At 71.9% G+C, this 20,693-nt stretch carries 16 protein-coding genes; 9 read left to right on the forward strand and 7 right to left on the reverse strand.

Translation table 11 applies throughout. The features are described 5' to 3' along the window. The first annotated feature begins 863 nt into the window (after positions 1-863). Positions 864-2,630, forward strand: a complete 1,767-nt coding sequence (gene rny, locus ACFYM6_RS17075; RefSeq protein WP_387276451.1) for a ribonuclease Y — start codon at positions 864-866, stop codon at positions 2,628-2,630. A gap of 61 nt (positions 2,631-2,691) precedes the next feature. Here the strand turns inward: rny and ACFYM6_RS17080 are convergent, their stop codons facing one another. Genes ACFYM6_RS17080 through ACFYM6_RS17095 form a run of 4 tightly spaced genes read right to left on the reverse strand, consistent with a single transcriptional unit; the run spans position 2,692 to position 6,100 of the window. After that, positions 2,692-3,663, reverse strand: a complete 972-nt coding sequence (locus ACFYM6_RS17080; protein WP_387276453.1) for an amino acid ABC transporter permease — start codon at positions 3,661-3,663, stop codon at positions 2,692-2,694. Then, positions 3,660-4,367: an amino acid ABC transporter permease gene (locus tag ACFYM6_RS17085; RefSeq protein ID WP_387276455.1), complete on the reverse strand. Its 708-nt coding sequence runs from the start codon at positions 4,365-4,367 to the stop codon at positions 3,660-3,662. The genes ACFYM6_RS17080 and ACFYM6_RS17085 overlap by 4 nt, the downstream gene beginning before the upstream one ends. A 41-nt stretch (positions 4,368-4,408) precedes the next feature. Next, entirely contained in the window at positions 4,409-5,287 is an 879-nt protein-coding gene (locus ACFYM6_RS17090) for a glutamate ABC transporter substrate-binding protein (protein ID WP_387276457.1), read from the reverse strand. A 57-nt stretch (positions 5,288-5,344) separates the two neighbouring features. Continuing rightward, positions 5,345-6,100: an amino acid ABC transporter ATP-binding protein gene (locus ACFYM6_RS17095; RefSeq protein WP_387276459.1), complete on the reverse strand. Its 756-nt coding sequence runs from the start codon at positions 6,098-6,100 to the stop codon at positions 5,345-5,347. Between the two features lie 195 nt (positions 6,101-6,295). Here ACFYM6_RS17095 and selD point away from each other — a divergent pair, with 195 nt between their 5' ends. The 3 genes from selD to miaB all read left to right on the forward strand — a co-directional run bounded on the left by selD (position 6,296) and on the right by miaB (position 9,554). Further along, entirely contained in the window at positions 6,296-7,285 is a 990-nt protein-coding gene (gene selD / locus ACFYM6_RS17100) for a selenide, water dikinase SelD (protein WP_387276461.1), read from the forward strand. Between the two features lie 202 nt (positions 7,286-7,487). Continuing rightward, positions 7,488-7,967: a hypothetical protein gene (locus ACFYM6_RS17105; RefSeq protein ID WP_387276463.1), complete on the forward strand. Its 480-nt coding sequence runs from the start codon at positions 7,488-7,490 to the stop codon at positions 7,965-7,967. An 87-nt stretch (positions 7,968-8,054) separates the two neighbouring features. Continuing rightward, positions 8,055-9,554, forward strand: a complete 1,500-nt coding sequence (gene miaB, locus ACFYM6_RS17110) for a tRNA (N6-isopentenyl adenosine(37)-C2)-methylthiotransferase MiaB (protein ID WP_387276465.1) — start codon at positions 8,055-8,057, stop codon at positions 9,552-9,554. A gap of 58 nt (positions 9,555-9,612) precedes the next feature. Here the strand turns inward: miaB and ACFYM6_RS17115 are convergent, their stop codons facing one another. Then, the gene (locus ACFYM6_RS17115; protein ID WP_387276467.1) at positions 9,613-11,211 is read right to left on the reverse strand and encodes a cellulase family glycosylhydrolase; all 1,599 of its coding nucleotides are present in this window, start codon (positions 11,209-11,211) and stop codon (positions 9,613-9,615) included. A 478-nt stretch (positions 11,212-11,689) separates the two neighbouring features. Then, entirely contained in the window at positions 11,690-12,898 is a 1,209-nt protein-coding gene (locus ACFYM6_RS17120; protein ID WP_387276469.1) for a DUF349 domain-containing protein, read from the reverse strand. Positions 12,899-13,098: 200 nt separating this feature from the next. On the opposite strand from ACFYM6_RS17120, the gene ACFYM6_RS17125 reads away from it, so the two are divergent. Genes ACFYM6_RS17125 through dapF form a run of 3 tightly spaced genes read left to right on the forward strand, consistent with a single transcriptional unit; the run spans position 13,099 to position 15,585 of the window. Next, entirely contained in the window at positions 13,099-13,824 is a 726-nt protein-coding gene (locus ACFYM6_RS17125) for a hypothetical protein (protein WP_387276471.1), read from the forward strand. Continuing rightward, the gene (gene miaA / locus ACFYM6_RS17130; protein WP_387276873.1) at positions 13,803-14,732 is read left to right on the forward strand and encodes a tRNA (adenosine(37)-N6)-dimethylallyltransferase MiaA; all 930 of its coding nucleotides are present in this window, start codon (positions 13,803-13,805) and stop codon (positions 14,730-14,732) included. Before ACFYM6_RS17125 ends, miaA begins: the two co-directional genes overlap by 22 nt. 7 nt (positions 14,733-14,739) lie before the next feature. Beyond that, positions 14,740-15,585 carry a diaminopimelate epimerase gene (dapF, locus tag ACFYM6_RS17135; protein ID WP_387276473.1) on the forward strand — a complete coding sequence of 282 codons (846 nt, stop codon included), beginning with the start codon at positions 14,740-14,742 and terminating at the stop codon, positions 15,583-15,585. Positions 15,586-15,825: 240 nt separating this feature from the next. Here the strand turns inward: dapF and ACFYM6_RS17140 are convergent, their stop codons facing one another. Continuing rightward, complete coding sequence (locus tag ACFYM6_RS17140; protein WP_387276475.1) at positions 15,826-17,298, reverse strand: NAD-dependent malic enzyme; 1,473 nt, start codon at positions 17,296-17,298, stop codon at positions 15,826-15,828. Between the two features lie 194 nt (positions 17,299-17,492). Between ACFYM6_RS17140 and hflX the strand changes: the two genes are divergently transcribed. Beyond that, positions 17,493-18,956 (forward strand): GTPase HflX, encoded by a 1,464-nt coding sequence (hflX, locus tag ACFYM6_RS17145; protein ID WP_387276477.1) that lies wholly within the window; start codon positions 17,493-17,495, stop codon positions 18,954-18,956. 50 nt (positions 18,957-19,006) lie between these two features. Then, on the forward strand, positions 19,007-20,665 hold the full coding sequence (locus ACFYM6_RS17150; protein ID WP_387276479.1) for a hypothetical protein: 1,659 nt from the start codon (positions 19,007-19,009) through the stop codon (positions 20,663-20,665). Positions 20,666-20,693: the final 28 nt, after the last annotated feature.

Consider the following 20,693-nt stretch of genomic DNA (forward strand, 5'->3'; position numbering starts at 1 on the left):
AGATCAAACGCTGCCTCAAGCGCTACATCGCCCGAGAGCTCTACCGACGCCTCGAAAACCCACCCCAGCCACTTGACGCGGCATAGGAGCGTCCGATCAGCGGAGGCGGTGCGGGCCGGCGCCCGCGGGCCGCGGGTCGCCAAGGTCGGCACGACTTCCCTGAGAGTGTGGCCTTCCGCCGCCGCAAGACCACTCTTTCGGAGAAGTTGTGGCCTGCCCTCGCGACGACGCCGAGTGGCGTGCGGTGCTGAGCGGAGGGTGGGTGGGACCTGCCTCGTGAGGGCCCTGAGCAGGTCGGGAGGGTGATCGGGGAGCTCGCGCGGCGTGGGGTTTGTCCGGCCGTGTCCGGCATCTGATCAGCGCTGGGTGATGCCGCAACTTCTCTCCGTCCGGGTGGTTTGATCATGAGTTCTTGACCGAACGGCCCCCGGAGACCTAGCCTCGCCATACAGGCTCACATTGCCCGACCAGCGCAGGCTAAGCGCACAACATAGAACGCGTAACAGAACCGCATCACTTTGGGCCAGCTTCACCGGCCTTGACGGCAGCACCGGACCGCCGGTCCGGTGCTACCGACAACTGCAACCGGACGCCGGCGATGCTCTCCACGGGCACCGTCGACGGAAAGCTACCCACGGCCAGCCGCTCCGGTCGGGCGTCCAGAGCCGCAGGCGTGTGCCGTCGGCGCGCGGGCTGCGGCGCCGACGTTCAGGGGAGGCGGCCATGGTGGGGCGGGACAGGTTCACCGGTGATCCTCCGTGGGCCCTCGGCGGGCCGTCCGCAGGCATCCGGGCCCGCGCTGACCGCAGCAGCCTGACCGTCGGCGCAGCCGTGGCCGGCCGGGCCGGACGGGGCGGAGCGGCATGAGCGCGTTCGAGGCCGTCATCCTCGTGCTGGTGCTGCTGCTCGCCGCCGTGGTGGTCGGTGCCGTCCTGCTCGGCGCGCGTACCCTGCGCCGGCTCAGTGTCACGCCCACCCCGGAGGACCCGGCCTTCATCGCCGAGAAGGATCGCCAGGAGCAGTCGCTGGCGGCCCTGCGCAGCGCCGCCGACGATGCGAACAGCACCGCCGACGTGGCGAAGTCGGCCGCTGCGGCGGCCCGGGCCGAGGCGGCCGCCGCGAAGGCCGAGGCGAAGGCGGCCCGGGCCGAGGCCCGGCGGGTCCTGGACGACGCCCGCGCCGAGGCCGACACGGTGCTGGAGCGGGCGCACAAGCAGGCCGAGGCGGACGCCGAGCGGCTCCGCAGCGCCGCCCGGCGCAGCGGCGAGCGGGAGGTGGCGGTGCTCGCCGCGACCACCCGCGAGCAGGCGGCCGAGGTCGAGCGCCGGGCCACCCGGATGGATGAGCGGGAGCGGCTGCACACCGAGGAGGTGGAGCGGCTCGCCGAGCGGGAACGGCAGCTCACGGCCGCCAGCGCCGCCCTGGCCGCCCGGGAGGCCGCGCTGGCCGAGCGGGAGCAGGCCCTCACCGAGGTGGAGGAGCAGCGCCGCCGCGAACTGGAGCGGGTCGCCGGGCTGACCGCCGAGGCGGCCCGGGTCGAGCTGGTCGAGTCGATCGAGAGCCAGGCCAAGCGGGAGGCCGCCCTGTTGGTCCGGGACATCGAGTCGGACGCCCGCAGCACCGCCGAGCAGCGGGCCCGGCACATCGTCGTGGACGCCATCCAGCGGGTCGCCAGCGAGCAGACCGCGGAGAGCGTGGTGAGTGTCCTGCACCTGCCGGGCGACGAGATGAAGGGGCGGATCATCGGCCGGGAGGGGCGCAACATCCGCGCCTTCGAGTCGGTCACCGGGGTCAACCTGATCATCGACGACACCCCCGAGGCGGTGCTGCTCTCCTGCTTCGACCCGGTACGCCGGGAGGTCGGCCGGCTCACCCTCGAGAAGCTGGTGCTGGACGGCCGGATCCACCCGCACCGGATCGAGGAGGTCTACGACCAGGCCCGGCACGAGGTGGAGGAGCTCTGCCACCGGGCCGCCGAGGACGCCCTGGTCGAGGTCGGCATCACCGAGATCCACCCGGAGCTGGTCAGCCTGCTGGGCCGGCTGCGCTACCGGACGTCGTACGGGCAGAACGTGCTCAAGCACCTGGTGGAGACCGCGCACATCGCCGGGATCATGGCCGCCGAGCTGCGGCTGGACGTGCCGACGATCAAGCGCTGCGCGTTCCTGCACGACATCGGCAAGGCGCTCACCCACGAGGTGGAGGGGAGCCACGCCATCATCGGCGCGGACCTGGCCCGCAAGTACGGCGAGAGCGAGGACGTGGTGCACGCCATCGAGGCGCACCACAACGAGGTGCCGCCGCAGACCATCGAGGCGGTCCTCACCCAGGCCTCCGACGCCTGCTCCGGTGGCCGGCCGGGGGCGCGGCGGGAGAGCCTGGAGGCGTACGTCAAGCGGCTGGAGCGGATCGAGGAGATCGCGGCCGGCAAGCTCGGCGTGGAGAAGGTCTTCGCCATGCAGGCGGGCCGGGAGATCCGGGTGATGGTCAAGCCGGAGGACGTCGACGACATCGGCGCGGCGGTGCTGGCCCGGGACGTGGCCAAGCAGATCGAGGAGGAGCTGACCTATCCGGGCCAGATCCGGGTGACGGTGGTCCGCGAGTCCCGGGTCACCGAGATCGCCCGCTGATCCCCAGCTACACAGAAGGGCCGGCCCGGTAACCCGGGCCGGCCCTTCTCGCGGTCGTCGGTCAGAGACCGTGGCCGGTGCTTTCGGACTGCGACATGATCGCCGCGGGCGGCAGGTTCTGTGCCGGCGTGCCGGCCGTCTTGCGGCCGCGGGAGAGGCGGTGCTGGACGTACTGGGCCAGCTTCGACAGCGAGTAGTTCACCGCGATGAAGAGCACGGCGATCACGACGTAGACCTGGATCGGGTTGCCCAGCACGCCGATGATCTGCTTGCCGATGTTGAGCGTCTCCTCGTAGCTGATGATGAAGCCGAGCGAGGTGTCCTTGAGCACCACGACGAGCTGGCTGATCAGCGCCGGGAGCATGATCCGGAACGCCTGCGGCAGCAGGATCATCCGGGTGGTCTGCAACGGGGAGAGGCCGATCGCGGCGGCGGCCTCCGCCTGGCCGCCGGGCAGCCCCTCCATGCCGGAGCGGATGATCTCGGCGATCACCACCGAGTTGTAGATGGTCAGACCGATGACCAGGTACCAGAGGTTGTCCCACGAGATGCCGAACTCGGGGAAGCCGCGCGCCACGAAGAAGATCGTGATGACGACGGGCAGCCCCCGGAACACCTCGACGCAGACCCGGGTCACCGCCGACAGCAGCACGCTCAGCCCGCGCAGCAGGTACGCCACCGGTGTGGCCAGCCCGGTGAAGCGCCGTCGGGTCAGGCTCTTGAGCTGGATCCGCAGCACGGCGATCAGGGTCCCCACGACCAGCGAGGACACGATGGCCAGGGCGGCGGCGATCAGGGTGTTCTTCAGGCCGAGCCCGATCCGGTCCCAGACCTGGGAGAAGTTCTCGTTGGCGGGGTCGACCAGCGGGCCCCACAGCTCCATCGAGAGTTGGCCCTTGTCGGACAGCGGCCGGTAGATCAGGAAGTACGCCCCGACGAGCACCACGACGGTGGCGACCAGGCTGCCGATCAGGGTGATCCGTCGCTGCCGGGGGCCGGGGACGTCGTACAGGACGCTGTTCTGCTGACTCATCGGGCCACCGCCTGTCGCTTCTCGATCCGGTCGAGCAGGGCACCCAGCGGCACCGTCATGATCAGGTAGCCGATGGAGATGCCGATGGCGACCGGGATGAAGGCATAGCCCTCGGCCGAGGTGAGCTGGTCGGCGGTCTGGGACAGGTCACCGACGACGCCGAAGAAGCCCACCAGCGCGGAGTTCTTGATCATCGCGATGATCACCGAACCGAGCGGCACCACCGACGCCTTCCAGGACTGCGGCAGCACCACGTAGCGCAGGTTCTGGCCGAAGGTGAGACCGAGCGAGCGGGCAGCCTCGGCCTGACCGGGCGGCACCGCGTTCACCCCGGACCGCAGCGCCTCGCAGACGAACGCCGCGGTGTAGAGCACCAGGGCGATCAGCGCGAAGCGGAAGTACGGCAGGTCGGTGCTGAGCCGCCTGAAGACCGCGTCCAGGCCGGGGATCCGCAGGAAGTCCGCGTTGGAGCCCAGCGCCGGCAGGCCGAAGGCGGCGAAGAACATCACCACGGTCAGCGGCATGTTCCGGAAGATGTTCACGTAGGCGGTGCCGACGGCGCGGAGCGGCGGCACCGGGGAGATCCGGAGCACCGCCACGACGGCGCCCAGGACCAGGGCGCCGATCGCGGCGAGTACGCAGATCTGGAGGGTGAGCCAGAAACCACCCGCAAACACGTCGAACTTGTCGATGAGCACACTCACGGGTCGGTGTTCCTCCCCACCCTCCAGATCGAACGATCAGATCAGTAGCGGTTGATGGTCGGGGCCGCGCCCAGCTGCGCGCCGAACTTGCCGGCGGTGTCGTCCCAGGCCTTCTTCCAACGGCCGTCCTGCATGGCCTTCTCCAGGACGTCGTTGATGAAGTTCCGGAAGTCGGTGTCCTCCTTCTTCACGCCGATGCCGTACGGCTCCTTGGTGAAGTTCTCGCCGGCGAGCTTGAAGGACGCCTCGTCCTTGGCGACGTAGCCGAGCAGGATCACGTTGTCCGTGGTCACCGCGTCCACCTGGCCGCCCTTGAGGGCGTCGCGGCACTTGTCGTAGGTGTCGAAGAGCACCAGCTGGGTGGCCACGTCCTTGACGTGCTTCTTGATCTCCTCAGCCGGGGTGGAGCCGGTGACCGAGCAGACCTTCTTGGTGCCGTCCTGGAACGAGTCCGGCCCGGTGATCGTGGTGTCGTCCTTCTTCACCAGGATGTTCTGGCCGGCCTCGTAGTACGGCCCGGCGAAGGCGATGCGCTCCTTGCGCTTGTCGTTGATCGTGTACGTCGCGGCGACCAGGTCGACGCTGCCGTCGACGATCTTGTCCTCGCGGACCTTCGACGGCGTCTCGACGTACTCGATCTTGTCCTCGGGGATGCCGAGTTCCTTGACGATGATCTTCGCGACCTCGACGTCGAAGCCCTCCGGCTTGCCCGACAGGCCCTTCAGGCCGAAGCCCGGCTGGTCGAACTTGGTGCCGACCTTGATCTTCTGGGCCTTGTACAGCCGCTCCATGGTGCTTCCGGCGGCGAACGACTTGCTGCCCGAGCCGGTGCCCTCGTCGCCCTTGTCGTCACCGCAGGCGGTCATCCCGAGCGCCAGGGCGGCCGCGGCGGCGACCGCCGCCATACGCTTCATGCGCATACTCATCTCCTTTTTCGACAGAAGCCGCCGGGGGACGGCGCGCTCCACTACGAATGCCTAGTGCGTGAGAATCTTGGAGAGGAAGTCCTTCGCCCGCTCGCTGCGCGGGTTCGCGAAGAACTCCGTCGGCGGTGCGTCCTCGACCAGCTGACCGTCGGCCATGAAGATCACCCGGTTGGCCGCGTGCCGGGCGAAGCCCATCTCGTGAGTGACCACCACCATGGTCATGCCGTCGCGGGCCAGCGAGGTCATCACGTCCAGCACCTCGCCGACCATCTCCGGGTCGAGCGCGCTGGTCGGCTCGTCGAAGAGCATCGCCTTGGGCTGCATGGCCAGCGCACGGGCGATGGCCGCCCGCTGCTGCTGGCCGCCGGAGAGCTGGGCGGGGTACTTGTCGGCCTGGTTGGCGATGCCGACTCGGTCGAGCAGGGCCAGGCCGCGCTCGCGGGCGGCGGTCGGCTTCTCCCTGCGGACCTTGACCGGGCCGAGCGTGACGTTCTCCAGGATGGTCTTGTGCGCGAAGAGGTTGAACGACTGGAAGACCATGCCGACCTCGCTGCGCAGCTTCGCCAGCGCCTTGCCCTCGGCCGGCAGCGGCTGCCCGTCGAAGGTGATGGTGCCCGAGCTGATCGGCTCCAGCCGGTTGATCGTCCGGCAGAGCGTCGACTTGCCGGAGCCGGAGGGGCCGATCACCACGACCACCTCACCCCTGCCGACGGAGAGCGAGACGTCGTCGAGCACGTGCAGCGGGCCGAACCACTTGTTGACCCCGTCGAGCACGATGAGCGGTTCGCCCGTCGTCACGTCGTCCACCGTCCCTGTCCGTGGAGATAAGCGGGGTCGGTCGACCCCCGGTTGGGCAACTCTAGGCGGGGCCACATGGCGGAACGCAACTCGAACGGTCACAGTGAGGTAACACCGGTCGCCCACGTACCGGGGAGTCCGATTTCTGCCACGTACCGGCCCGCTCCGGTGGCGGACCGGGCACCGCGCGGAGATCATGTGGGGATGACCCATCCGCTCCGGCTGACCGATTACGCCCGCGGCGGCGGCTGCGCCTGCAAGATTCCGCCCGGCGAGTTGGAGGCCATGGTCGCCGGGCTCGGCCCGGCCGCCGGCACCGCCGACCTGCTGGTCGGCCTGGACCACGGCGATGACGCCGCGGTGGTCCGGCTGGACGAGCGGACCGGCCTGGTGAGCACGGCGGACTTCTTCACCCCGGTGGTGGACGACGCGTACGACTGGGGCCGGATCGCCGCGACCAACGCGCTCTCCGACGTGTACGCCATGGGCGGCACCCCACTGGTCGCACTCAACCTGCTCTGCTGGCCCCGGGAGGTGCTGCCGGTGGAGTTGGCCCGGGAGGTGCTGCGTGGCGGCCAGGACGTGGCCCGGGAGGCCGGCTGCCACCTGGCCGGCGGGCACAGCGTGGACGATGACGGCCCGAAGTACGGCCTCGCGGTCAGCGGCGTGGTGCGGCCGGAGGAACTCATCACCCTGGACGCCGGCCGGGCCGGCCTGCCGCTGTCGCTGACCAAGCCGCTCGGCGTCGGGGTGCTGAACAGCCGGCACAAGCGGACCGGGGAGCGGTTCCCGGAGGCGGTCGCCTCGATGACCCGGCTCAACCGGGACGCGGCCCGGGCGGCGATCGCCGCCGGCATCCGCTGCGGCACCGACGTCACCGGGTTCGGGCTGCTCGGGCACGCCTCGAAGCTGGCCCGGGCCAGCCGGCTCACCATCGCCATCGACGCCGCGGCCGTGCCCTACCTGCCCGGCGCCCGGGAGGCGCTGCGGGACGGGTACGTCAGCGGCGGCACCCGCCGGAACCTGGACTGGGTGACCCCGTGGACCGACTTCGGCGGCCTCGACGAGGGGGAGCGGCTGCTGCTGGCCGACGCGCAGACCTCCGGCGGGCTGCTGGTGGCGGGCGAGATCCCCGGCGGCACGGTGATCGGCGAGCTGCTGCCCGCGAGCGAGCACCTGATCCGGGTCAGCTGACCGCCATGTCGGTCTCCCGGACGGGGCACCATACCCGATAAACTGTCATCTTCCCGCTACTCGAAGCGATGACGCTCGAGGAAATTTTGCCCGGAATGGTCACAGACCGGTAACTTGCCCCCGGCTGAGGTCAAATGCACCCCACCATCGTCAGTAAGGCCCGATCCGGAGGCCGGTGGGACGAGCACAGCGAGGAGGCGGCATGGCCGAGCTGTGGAACTGGAGAATTGACGGCGCGGCGCCCGTGGAGGTCTACCCGGCGCTGGCCGAGGCGCTCGGCCGGGTGGTGATGCCCCTCGCCGTCGCCGACCCGGCCCGACTGCCCGCGTACGCGGTGGTCTGTGACGTCTGGGAGGCGCCGGGGGTGTACGGCACCATGGTCGACTGTTACGGGGTGCCCGAGCGCCTGCCCGAGCTGCCCAGCATCGCGGCGCTGGCCCGGCTGCTGGACCGCAACTGCCTGATGCGCGACGACACCCTCGACGCCGGACGGCACCTGCTGGTCGCCCCGGACGGCACGATCCGTCCCGTGCACTTCGACGTGGTCGAGACCGACGAGGGCGAGGTGCTCAGCGACCAGCGGCTCTGCACCGTCGCCCACCCCGGGTGCCGGGGCTGGTCGCAGTGCCATCGCTCGCGCTGGGCCCCCGACTCGGTCGCCCCCGCGCTCGCCGCCGCCTGACCCGGACCCGGCACGGCCGGGCCGGCGGGGTCAGGCCCGGGCGGTGGGTGGGGTGCCGGGCTTCGGCCCGGATACGCTGTCCGGGTCATGACTACCGCAGCCGCAGGCAGCCCGCGTACCTACCAGGTGCGCACGTACGGCTGCCAGATGAACGTGCACGACTCCGAGCGCATCTCCGGCCTGCTCGAACAGGCCGGTTACGTGCGCGCCGCCGGGGCCGACGAGCAGCCCGACGTGGTGGTGTTCAACACCTGCGCCGTCCGGGAGAACGCGGACAACCGGCTCTACGGCAACCTCGGTCATCTGCGCCCCGTGAAGGACAAGCACCCCAGGATGCAGATCGCGGTCGGCGGCTGCCTGGCTCAGAAGGACCGCGGCGAGATCGTCCGCAAGGCCCCCTGGGTGGACGTGGTCTTCGGCACGCACAACATCGGCTCGCTGCCGGTCCTGCTGGAGCGGGCCCGGCACAACGCCGCCGCCGAGGTGGAGATCCTCGAGTCGCTCGAGGTCTTCCCCTCCACGCTGCCCACCCGGCGCGAGTCGACGTACGCCGGCTGGGTGTCGATCTCCGTGGGCTGCAACAACACCTGCACGTTCTGCATCGTGCCGTCGCTGCGCGGCAAGGAGAAGGACCGCCGCCCCGGCGACATCCTCTCCGAGGTGCGCGCCCTGGTCGACGAGGGCGTGCTGGAGGTGACCCTGCTCGGGCAGAACGTCAACTCCTACGGCGTGGAGTTCGGCGACCGGTACGCGTTCGGCAAGCTGCTGCGCGCCTGCGGCGACATCGAGGGCCTGGAGCGGGTCCGGTTCACCAGCCCGCACCCGAAGGACTTCACCGACGACGTGATCGCCGCGATGGCCGAAACGCCGAACGTCTGCCACTCGCTGCACATGCCGTTGCAGTCGGGCTCCGACGACGTGCTGCGGGCCATGCGCCGCTCGTACCGGTCGGAGCGATACCTGGGCATCATCGAGAAGGTCCGGGCGGCCATGCCGGACGCGGCGATCACCACGGACATCATCGTCGGCTTCCCCGGCGAGACCGACGCCGACTTCGAGCGGACCCTCGACGTGGTCCGCGAGGCCCGGTTCGCCTCGGCGTTCACCTTCCAGTACTCCAAGCGCCCCGGCACCCCGGCCGCGACCATGGACGGCCAGCTCCCCAAGCAGGTCGTGCAGGAGCGGTACGAGCGGCTGATCGCCACGGTGGAGGAGATCACCTGGGCGGAGAACAAGAAGCTCGTGGGGGAGACCGTCGAGGTGCTGGTCGCCGTCGGCGAGGGACGCAAGGACGAGCGCACCGGCCGGATGTCCGGCCGGGCCCGGGACGGCCGCCTCGTGCACTTCGACGCGGGAAGCCTGGCCGGGCAGATCCGCCCCGGCGACATGGTGCACACCACCGTCACGTACGCCGCGCCGCACCACCTCAACGCCGACGGCGAGCCGCTGTCGCACCGGCGTACCCGGGCCGGCGACGCCGCCGAGGCGGGGCGCGCCCCGCGTACCCCGGGCGTGCTGCTGGGGCTGCCCACGATCGGCGCGCCGGCCGCGGTGCCCACGCCCGCGACCGGCTGCGCCGCCCACTGACCCGATCGGGGCCCCGCCGGACGGCGGAGCCCCGACCGGTCCCGGCGGGGGTCGGGCCTCAGCAGGCCGTGCCGTTGAGTTTCACGGCGGCGGGGGTGGCGGCCGTGCCGTTGGCGGTGAAGCCGATGGTCACCGAGGCGCCCGGCGCGAGCGACCTCGCCCAGTCCGGGGCGGCGGCGGTGACGGTCGCGCCGGACTGGGTGACGGTCGCGTTCCAGCCGCTGGCCAGGGTGACCCCGGCCGGCCAGGTCCAGGTCACCGACCACGGGTTCACCGCGCCGGTGCCGCTGTTCCGCACGGTCAACTCGCCCTGGAAGCCGCCCTGCCACGCGTTCACCTGCTGATAGCCGGCCGTGCAGGCGCCGGTCGCCGGCGGCGGCGAGGACGATCCGGTGGGTGTCGGGCTCGGGCCGCCCCCGCCACCCACGGGCGGGATCAGGTACGGCTGGAGGATGTCCTGCTTGGCCTGGTTGATCGTGGTCCAGTCGTCGTTCGCGATGCCGCCGGTGTCACCCGAGTTCGGGTTCCACGACCAGTAGGTGAAGGACATCCCGTTCACCCCGGTCCCGGTGTAGGCCATCAGGTTCTGCAGCCACACCCGGTCCTTCGGGTCCTGGAGCGTGGTGCCGAACTCGCCCATCATGATCGGCGCGATGTTCTGCTTGTGGAGGTAGCCCCAGTACCGGTCCCAGATCGCCGGCATGTTCGCCGGGTACGTCGGGTCGTCGAACCAGGCCTGGCGGTAGACGGACGTCGCGTACTCGTGCGGGGAGTAGACCAGCCGGTTGGCCACGTTCAGCCGGACCGGGAACTGCCCGGCCTTGGACAGGTTTCCGCCCCACCAGCCACAGTCCTCGTCGTTGCTCGGGTCGCCGTCCCAGACGTTCGACAGGCCGCCGCTGGGGCAGCTCACCCCCTCCACGAAGATCAGCCAGTTCGGCTGCACCGCGAGGATCTCGTTGCCGGCCCGCTCGGCGGCCAGCCGCCAGTCGCGGGCGGTGACGCCGCAGCCCCAGCAGGCGCCGGTGGCGGCCGGGTTGGTGCCCTCGGCGTGCGGCTCGTTGTGCAGGTCGGCGCCGATCACCGTGGGGTTGTTCGCGTACCGCCGGGCGAGGGTCTTCCAGTCGGCGATCCAGGTGGCCTCGGAGACGGTGGAGGTGTACCAGAGCGGCGACTGGCCGGCCGAGGTGGGCCGGTGGCGGTCCAGGATGATCCGCATCCCCTTGCCGCCGGCATAGTCGATGACCTTGTCGAGGATCTGCAGCGGGGAGAGCCCGACCAGGTCCGGGTTGACGTAGTCGTTGATTCCGGTGGCCGTGGCGCCCGGCTTCAAGGCGTCGTTCGAGTACGGGACGCGCAGCGTGTTGTAGCCCAGCCGGGCCATGGTGTCGAGTTGGCTGCGCCACGGGTTGCTCGACCACAGACCGTGGAAGGTCTTGTTGTCGGTCTCCATGCCGAACCAGTTGATGCCGGTCAGCCGGACCGTGGCACCCGTGCTGTCGACGATCTTGTTGCCGCTGGTGTGCAGGTAACCGGTGCCGGTCCCGGCGACGGCGGCGGCGGCCGGGGCGGTGCTGACGGCGGCGGCGACGAAGACGCCGGCCGCGGCGGTGGCGAGCGCCACGAGGGCACCGCCGAGGGCGGTGGGTCGGTGCATGCGAGCTCCACTTCGGATGCCCGCGCCGCGCAGGCGCCGCGGGCGGAAGGACCAAGGGAGACGGCCCGCTCGTCATCGAGTACGCGGACAGCCGCGACGGGCCGTGTCACGTGGACGGCCACTCGTGGGGGATCACCGGCGACCCGCGACGGCGGACTCGCCGTCGGTGCCCTCGCGCCGGAGCTCGACCTGGCTCTGCCGCCATTCTGATCAGCCCACCTCGATGCGTCAACCACCCGCCCTAACCCTGCCGAGAAGGCGCTTTCCCGCCTCGTCCCGCGGCGTTCCATCCGCAAGATCGCGCTCGATCCTGGATCGAGTGGCCTCCGGCTCGCGTTGATGCCACTACTTCCCGGTTCGAGCATGGTCTTGGCGCAGGGCGCAGGGCGCAGGGCGCAGGGCGCAGGGCGCAGGGAGACCGGGACAGCCGGGAGCGCCCGGTCCCGTGGGGGACCGGGGGCTCCCGGCTGTGCTCAGGTCAGCTGGCCTGCTCGGCCAGCTGGAGGAACTGCCGCTTCGAGGCGAGCGCCTGCTCGGCCTCCTTGATCCGCCGGGTGTCGCCGGCGGCCTGCGCCCGGGCCAGCCGCTCCTCGGCCTCGGCGACCTGCGTACGCATCTGGGCCAGCAGCGGGCTGTCCTCCTTGGTGGTACGCCGCCACGCCGAGTCCATCACCTCGCGGACCTTCTCGTCCACGACGCGCAGCCGGCGCTCCAGCCCGGCGGCGGCCTCCCGGGGCACCCGGCCGGCCTCGTGCCACTGCGCCTGGATGTCCCGCAGCTTCGCCTGGGCGCCCTTCGGGTCGCCGTCGATGTCGAGCCCCTCGGCCTCGGCGAGCAGGGCCTGCTTGCGCTCCAGGTTGGCGCGTTGCTCGTTGTCCCGCGCCGAGAAGACCTCACTGCGCCGGGTGAAGAACTCGTCCTGCGCCGCCCGGAACCGTTCCCAGAGCTTCTGCTCGGCCTCCTTGGACGCCCGCGGTGCGGACTTCCACTGGGCCATCAGGTCCTTGAGCTGGTTGGCGGTGACGGCCCAGTCGGTGGATTCCTTGAGCTTCTCGGCCTCGGTGACCAGTTCCTCCTTGATCGACTGCGCCTGCTTGCGCTGCTGGTCGAGGGAGGCGAAGTGGGCGCCCCGCCGGCGGGTGAAGCCGTCCCGGGCGGCGGCGAACCGCTTCCACAGCTCACCGTCGGTCTTCTTGTCGACCCCGCGGATGGTCTTCCACTCGTCGAGGATCTCCTTGAGCCGGTCCCCGGCGGTCTTCCAGCCGGTCGACTCGGCGGCCAGCTTCTCCGCCTCGTCCACCAGGGCGGTCTTGCGGGCCAGCGCCTCGCTCCGGGCAGCGTCCCGGGCCGCCCTGGCCTCGCCGGCCTTCTCCTCGGCCGTCGCGGCCAGCTTGTCCAGGCGCGCGGCCAGCGCGTCGATGTCGCCGACCACGTGTGCCTCGGCCAGCGAGGCGCGGATCCGCTTGATCGTGGTCAGCGAGTGGCCGGCGTCCGCCGCGCCCGAGTTGAGCCGGGCCTCGGTCAGGTCCACCTCCGTCACCAGATCAGCGAACCGCCGGGCGAAGTGGGCCAGCCCCTCCTCGGGGGCTCCCGCCTGCCAGGATCCGACCACCCGCTCGCCATCGGCGGTCTTGACGTAGACGGTGCCGTCCTCGTCCACCCGTCCGAAGGCAGTCCAGTCGCTCATGTGCCCATCCTCGTTCTCCCGGCGTCGACGGGAGGTCCCGCGATCGCCGCCACGGCGCAGCAAAGTTACTTCCGGCATTGTCACAGGTCCGACCCGGTCCGTGTCGAGCGCCTGTCGTCGACCGTGACCATACGGTGTCGTAGGGCCCCGATGACCGGATCGGCGCGGGGACGCACCGGGGGGACGGATAGGTTGGACCCGTGCCTCTGGTCGCCGCCGCCGTCTGCCCCCATCCGCCCCTGATCGTGTCCGAACTGGCCGGCGCCGCCGCCGGTGAGCTGGACGACCTCCGCGCCGCGGCCGACGTCGCCCTGGCCCGGCTGCTCGCCGCCGCTCCCGAGGTGATCCTGCTGGTGGGCGGCGGGCCGGAGAGCAGGGTCTTCGGCTCCGCCGACTCGGGGTCGCTGCGCGGCTACGGCCTCGACCGGCCGGTGCGGTTGTGGCCGGCGGCCTGCTCCGGGGCGGAGGTCCTGCCGCTGAGCCTCACCGTCGGCGCCTGGCTGGTCGGCCGGACCGGCACCGAGCTGCCCCGGCTGGCCCGGTCGGTCGCCGAGGGCGCGACGCCCGCGGAGTGCGCCGAGCTCGGGGCGGCCCTCGCCGACGAGTCCGAGCGGCGTACCGCGGTGCTGGTGCTGGGGGACGGATCGGCGTGCCGGGGCACCAGGGCACCCGGCTACGACGACCCGCGCGCCGAGGCGTACGACGACGGGGTGGCCCGGGCCCTGGCCGGCGCGGACGCCGCGGCCCTGCTCGGCCTGGACCCGGTACGGTCCGCGGAGCTGAAGGTCGCCGGGCGGGCACCCTGGCAGGTGCTGGCCGGCGCGGTCCGCGCGGCCGGCGGCGACTGGCGCGGTGACCTGGGCTACTACCAGGCCCCCTACGGGGTCTCCTACTTCGTGGCGAACTGGGACCGGGAGCAGCGGTGACCGGCCCGGTGGTGGCCGTGGTCGGTCCGACCGCGGCCGGGAAGTCGGCGCTGAGCATCGCCCTCGCGCACGCCCTCGACGGCGAGGTGGTCAACGCCGACTCGATGCAGCTTTATCGGGGCATGGACATCGGCACCGCCAAGCTGACCCCGGCCGAGCGCGACGGCGTGCCGCACCACCTGCTCGACATCTGGGAGGTGACCGAGCCGGCCAGCGTCGCCGAGTACCAGCGGCTGGCCCGCGCCGCGGTCGACGACATCCTGGCCCGCGGGAAGGTGCCGCTGCTGGTCGGCGGCTCCGGCCTGTACGTGCGGGCGGTGCTGGAGCAGTTCGAGTTCCCCGGCACCGACCCGGCGGTGCGGGAGCGGCTGGAGGCGGAGCTGGTGGTGGCCGGCCCGGCCCCGCTGTACGCCCGGCTGCAGGCGGCCGACCCGGTGGCGGCGGCCGGCATCCTGCCGACCAACGGGCGGCGGATCGTCCGGGCACTCGAAGTGATCGAGCTGACCGGGGCGCCGTTCACCGCCTCACTGCCCGAGCCCACGCCGTACTACCCGTCCGTGCAGCTCGGCGTGGACCTGGATACCGCGTTGCTGGACGAGCGGATCGCGGTGCGGGTCGACCGGATGTGGGCCGACGGGCTGGTGGCCGAGACGCAGACGCTGGTCGGCCGCGGCCTGCCCGAGGGGCGTACGGCCAGCCGGGCCCTCGGCTACCAGCAGGTGCTGCGGTTCCTGGCCGGGGAGCTGACCGAGGTCGAGGCGCACGCCGAGACGATTCGGGCCACCCGCCGGTTCGTCCGGCGGCAGCGGTCCTGGTTCCGGCGCGACCCGCGGATCCACTGGCTGGACTCGGCCTCGCCTTCGTTTCTCGACACTGCGCTGCGGGTGGTCGCCGAGCATCGGGAATGATGGGGGCGTGGAGTTCACCAAGGGCCACGGCACCGGCAACGACTTCGTCATCCTGCCCGACCCGGACGGGGCGCTCGACCTGACGCCGGGCCTGGTCGCCGCGCTCTGCGACCGGCGGCGCGGGATCGGCGGGGACGGCGTGCTGCGGGTGGTGCGGGCCGCCAAGCACCCGGAGGGCGCGGCCCTGGCCGGTGAGGCCGAGTGGTTCATGGACTACTGGAACTCCGACGGCTCGTTCGCGGAGATGTGCGGCAACGGCGCCCGGGTCTTCGTGCGCTACCTGCTGGAGACCGGGCTGGCCACCCCGTCCGGTGCGGCGCTGCCGGTGGCCACCCGGGCCGGCGTCGTGCACGCGCGGGTCGAGGGGGAGGCCATCGCCGTCGAGATGCGCCGCCCCCGGGTGTACGACACGGCCACCGCCGCCCTGGGCGGACTGACCCTGACCGGCGCGGCGGTGGACGTGGGCAACCCGCACCTGGTCTGCGCCCTGCCCGCCGCCCTGGAGCTGGCCGGCCTGGATCTCACCCGGGCGCCCGACGTGGATCCGGCGGTCTTCCCCGGCGGGGTGAACGTCGAGTTCACCGCCCCCGGTGAGCCGGTCGCCGGCACCGACGGGCACGTGCGGATGCGGGTCTACGAGCGGGGCTCCGCCGAGACGCTCTCCTGCGGCACCGGGGCCTGTGCCGTGGCCGCGGTGGCCCTGCGGGACGCCGGCCGGGACACCGGCACCATGGCCGTGGACGTTCCCGGCGGCCGCCTCACGGTGACCGTGACCGACGACTCCTGCTGGCTCTCCGGCCCCGCCGTCCTCATCGCCACCGGCACTGTCACCCTCTCCACCCTGCTCCCCTGACCGCCCCCCCCGCTTCGCCCCACCGCCCAGGTCGGGTTGATCAAGAAGTTTGCGTCCCCATCCCGCGCCCTGACGACCCAAACCCCTTGGTCAACACGGCCGCCGTCGGCGATCATGAGGTTGGCTGAGGGTTTTGTCCGGATTGGCGCGGCCAAGGTCATGATCGGCGGCCGGTGGCGCGTCTTGGGTGCGTTGGTTGTCGCGTAGCGGCAAGAAACGCACCCAAGAGGGGCGGGTCGGTCAGGGGATGGCGCTGGCCTCGGCGGCGATCTCGGGGAGGTCGGCGGGACCCGGGTCGGCGGCCGGGGGCGGCATGGCGCCCGGGTTCTGCGCGGCGGCGCGGACGGCCGCCGCAACCGCCGGGGCGACCCGGGCGTCGAAGACGCTCGGCACGATCACCGTCGGGTTGATCTTGTCCTCGCCGACCACGTCCGCGATGGCCCGGGCCGCCGCGATCGCCATCTCCTCGGTGAACTCCTCCGCGTGCGCGTCCAGCATGCCGCGGAAGACGCCCGGGAAGGCGAGCACGTTGTTGATCTGGTTCGGCTGGTCGGAGCGACCGGTGGCGACCACCGCGGCGTACTTGCGCGCCTCCCGCGGGTCCACCTCCGGATCCGGGTTGGCCAGCGCGAAGACGATGGCGTCCTTGGCCATGGTGGCGATGTCGTCGCCGGTGAGCAGGTTCGGCGCGCTCACCCCGATGAACACGTCCGCGCCCTCGACCGCCCCGCGCAGGTCGCCCGCGTAGTTGTCCTTGTTGGTGTGCTCGGCCAGCCACTGCCAGGCCGGGTTGAGGTCGGTCAGCCCGCGGTGCAGGGCGCCCTGGCGGTCGCACGCGATGATGTCGCCCACACCCTGCCGGAGCAGCAGCTTCATGATCGCCGTGCCGGCCGCGCCGGCGCCGGAGACGACCACCCGGACGTCCGCGAGCTGCTTGCCCACGACGCGCAGCGCGTTCGTCAGCGCGGCGAGCACGCAGATCGCGGTGCCGTGCTGGTCGTCGTGGAAGACCGGGATGTCCAGCGCCTCGCGCAGCCGGGCCTCGATCTCGAAGCAGCGCGGCGCCGCGATGTCCTCCAGGTTGATCCCGCCGTACGCGGGCGCGATCGCCTTGACGATCGCCACGATCTCGTCGGTGTCCTGGGTGTCCAGCACCACCGGCCAGGCGTCCACCCCGCCGAAGCGCTTGAACAGCGCCGCCTTGCCCTCCATCACCGGCAGTGAGGCGGCCGGCCCGAGGTTGCCCAGGCCGAGCACGGCCGAGCCGTCGCTGACCACGGCGACCGTGTTGCGCTTGATGGTGAGCCGGCGGGCGTCGGCTGGGTTCTCGGCGATCGCCTGGCAGACCCGGGCCACCCCCGGGGTGTACGCGCGGGACAGCTCGTCGCGGGTGCGCAGCGCCACCTTCGAGCTGACCTCGATCTTGCCGCCGAGGTGCAGCAGGAACGTCCGGTCGGAGACCTTGCGGACGTCCACCCCCTCCAGCGCGGTCAGCGCCTCGACCACCTGGTCGGCGTGGTTGGCGTCGGCGGTGTCGCAGGTGAGGTCGACGATCACGTGCGCCGGGTCGGAGTCGACCACGTCGAGCGCGGTGACGATGGCGCCGGCCTCGCCCGCCGCCGTGGTCAGTCGGCCGATGGAGGAGGCGTCGGCGGGTACCGCGATCCGGATCGTTATCGAGAATCCGGCACTCGGCAGTCGGCTGATGGCCACGAAAACTCCTCCGTCATCACTGCGGTTCGCCAGGCATTTCTACTCGCTCGTCGAGTTTGCCCGGCAGCCGGCCCCGCTACTGGTGGGTATGGCCACGGGCATATAGCAGGTGCATCCGGCGTTGCCACATGTCAGGATTGCTCGTACGCGCCGAAAATCCCTCGGCAGCGGACAGAACGGACAGGAGACGCAGTTTGCGAGACCAGGAGACCTACGTACCCTTCGAGGACGACGAGCTCGACGCCACCACCGGCGAGTACGAGCTGTCGGAGCGGCAGGCGCTGCGGCGGGTCCCCGGCCTCTCCACCGAGCTCACCGACATCACCGAGGTCGAATACCGCCAGCTGCGGCTGGAGCGGGTCGTCCTGGTGGGCGTCTGGACCGAGGGGACCCAGGAGGACGCGGAGAACAGCCTCACCGAGCTGGCGGCGCTGGCCGAGACGGCCGGCTCGCAGGTGCTCGAGGGGCTGATCCAGCGCCGCAACCGGCCCGACCCGGCCACGTACGTCGGTCGGGGCAAGGTCGACGACCTGGGCGCGGTGGTGCTCTCCACCGGCGCCGACACGGTGATCTGCGACGGTGAGCTGTCCCCGTCGCAGCTGCGCAACCTGGAGCAGCGCACCAAGGTCAAGGTGGTCGACCGGACGGCGCTGATCCTCGACATCTTCGCCCAGCACGCCAAGAGCCGCGAAGGTAAGGCTCAGGTCGAGCTGGCCCAGCTCGAATACCTGCTGCCGCGACTGCGCGGTTGGGGTGAGACGCTCTCCCGGCAGACCGGTGGTAGCGGCCGCGGCGGCGGCGCCGGCGGTGGCGTGGGCCTGCGCGGCCCCGGTGAGACCAAGCTCGAGACCGACCGGCGCCGGATCCGGCACCGGATCGCCCGACTGCGCCGCGAGATCAAGAGCATGACCACGGTACGCCAGACCAAGCGCGCCCGCCGGACGCGCAACGCGGTGCCCGCGGTGGCCATCGCCGGCTACACCAACGCCGGCAAGTCCAGCCTGCTCAACCGGCTCACGGGCGCGGGCGTGCTGGTGGAGAACGCGCTGTTCGCCACCCTGGACCCGACCACCCGCCGGGCCACCACCTCCGACGGCCGGCTCTACACCCTCTCCGACACCGTCGGGTTCGTCCGGCACCTGCCGCACCAGATCGTCGAGGCGTTCCGCTCGACCCTCGAGGAGGTCGCCGACGCCGACCTGGTGGTGCACGTGGTCGACGGCACCCACCCGAACCCGGAGGAGCAGGTGCGGGCGGTCCGCGAGGTGCTCGCCGAGGTGGGCGCCGACCGGCTGCCCGAGCTGCTGGTGGTCAACAAGACCGACGCGGCCGACGAGGAGACCCTGCTGCGGCTCAAGCGGATCTGGCCCGAGGCGGTCCTCGTCTCCGCGCACAACGGGGGCGGGATCGAGGGGCTGCGCGAGGCGATCGAGCAGCGGCTGCCGCGCCCGGCGGTCGAGGTCCGCGCGGTGCTCCCGTACGACCGGGGTGACCTGGTGGCCCGGCTGCACCGGCAGGGCGAGGTGCTGAGCACCTCCCACCTGCCCGAGGGCACGCTGCTGCACGTACGGGTCAACGAGGCGCTCGCCGCCGAACTGGCGCCGTACCGGGCGGGGGACCGGCTCGCCAGCGGAGAGCGGGTCGGCGTCGGCCGGTGAGCCGTCCGGCGTCACCCGCCCGTAACCCGAGGCGTGCGACACTTGGCGCCATGCGGCATGCTGTCTCCTCGGTCACGATCGCGCTCGGCCTGGTCGGCGCGGTCGTGGCGCCGGCCGGGGTCGCCCTGGCGGCTCCCGTCACGGCCTCCGCGCTGGCCGCGGCTCCCAAGAAGAAGTGCACGATCGAGGACAAGCGGCTGCGTGAGCTGTCCGGCCTCGTCGCCACCACCAGCGGCTACGTGGTGATCAACGACGGCAGCGAGCAGGACAGCCTCAAGAAGGTCTTCTACCTCGACGCCAAGTGCAAGATCTCGAAGGAGCCGGTCCGCTACTCCGAAGACGGGCCGTTCGACACCGAGGACCTCGCGCTCGGTCCGGACGGCAAGACGCTCTGGATCGCCGACACCGGCGACAACGTCACCAGCAAGACCCGCCGGGAGCGGGTCGCCGTGTGGAGCATGCCGCTCGACGGGTCCAAGAGGCCGGTCCTGCACCGCCTGTCCTATCCCGGCAAAGAGCCGCACGACGCCGAGGCGCTGCTGATCGGTGACGACAACCTGCCGTTGATCATCACCAAGGAGACCTCCGGCAAGTCGGAGATCTTCACGCCGGAGGCGAAGCTCAAGAGCGGCGACACCGACCCGGTGCCGATGAAGAAGGTCGGCGAGGTGACTCTGCCCAAGACCGGCACCGAGAGCAAGATGGGCGCCCCGGGCCGGCTGCTGGTCACCGGTGCCGCCCGCTCGCCCGACGGCACCAAGGTCGTCCTGCGTACCTACGCCGACGCCTTCGAGTTCGACGTGGCCGGCGGCGACATCGTCAAGGCGATCACCACCGGCAAGCCCCGGGTCACCCCACTCGCCGACCTGTTCGGCGAGGCCATCTCCTACACCCCGGACGGCAAGCTCTTCGTCACCGTCTCCGACGTCGGTTTCCTCGACGCCTCCGAACCGGTCGACATCCTCAGCTACACCCCGTCGACCAAGGGCGTGGAGGCGCTGCCGAACCCTGGCAAGGAGGTGACCAAGGCGACCGCCGAGAAGTCCTGGCTCGACGGGCTGACGCTTGACCAGATCACCTACCTGATCGCCGCGGTCGGCGTGATCGGCGCGCTGATGGTCGGCGCCGGCATCTTCGGCATCCTGCGGGCCCGCCATAAGCCCGCGCCGGAGAAGCCGGCCGAAGAGCGCGGCGACGGGTCCTTCCCGCCGGGCGACCGGCCCGACAGCGCGCCGCGCGGCGGCGGGGTCTACGGCGGGGGCGCCAGCGGCGGAGTCTACGGCGGCGGTGGCGGCCACGGCGGTGGCGGTGGTGCCTACGGCGGCGGCCCGGGGAACGGCGCTCCGGGCCGACCGGCGGGCGGCGGCGTGTACGGCGGCGGCCGGCCCCAGGAGGGCGGCGGCGGTCGTGGTGGCGGCGTCTACGGCGGGGGCGAGCGGGGCGGTGGCCGCCCGCAGGGTGGCGGCGTCTACGGTGGCGGCCCGCAGCAGGGCGGTGGCGGGTACGACCGCCCGCCGCAGGGACGCGGCGGCCACGGCGGCGGACCCCAGGGCGGGGGCGGATACGGCGGCGGGCGTGCCGAGCCGCGCCGCGGCGAGCCGGACTACCGGGACCCGCGTAACGGCCGGGGCCACGGCGGCTACGACGAGCGGGGCCAGTACGGGCCGGTGTCCGGCGGCGGTCGGGAGTATCGGGGCGACCGCTACTGACGTGGCACGGGTGACCGCCGAGGTGGCG

The organism is Micromonospora sp. NPDC006431, assembly GCF_042870725.1.
Lineage (GTDB): Bacteria > Actinomycetota > Actinomycetes > Mycobacteriales > Micromonosporaceae > Micromonospora.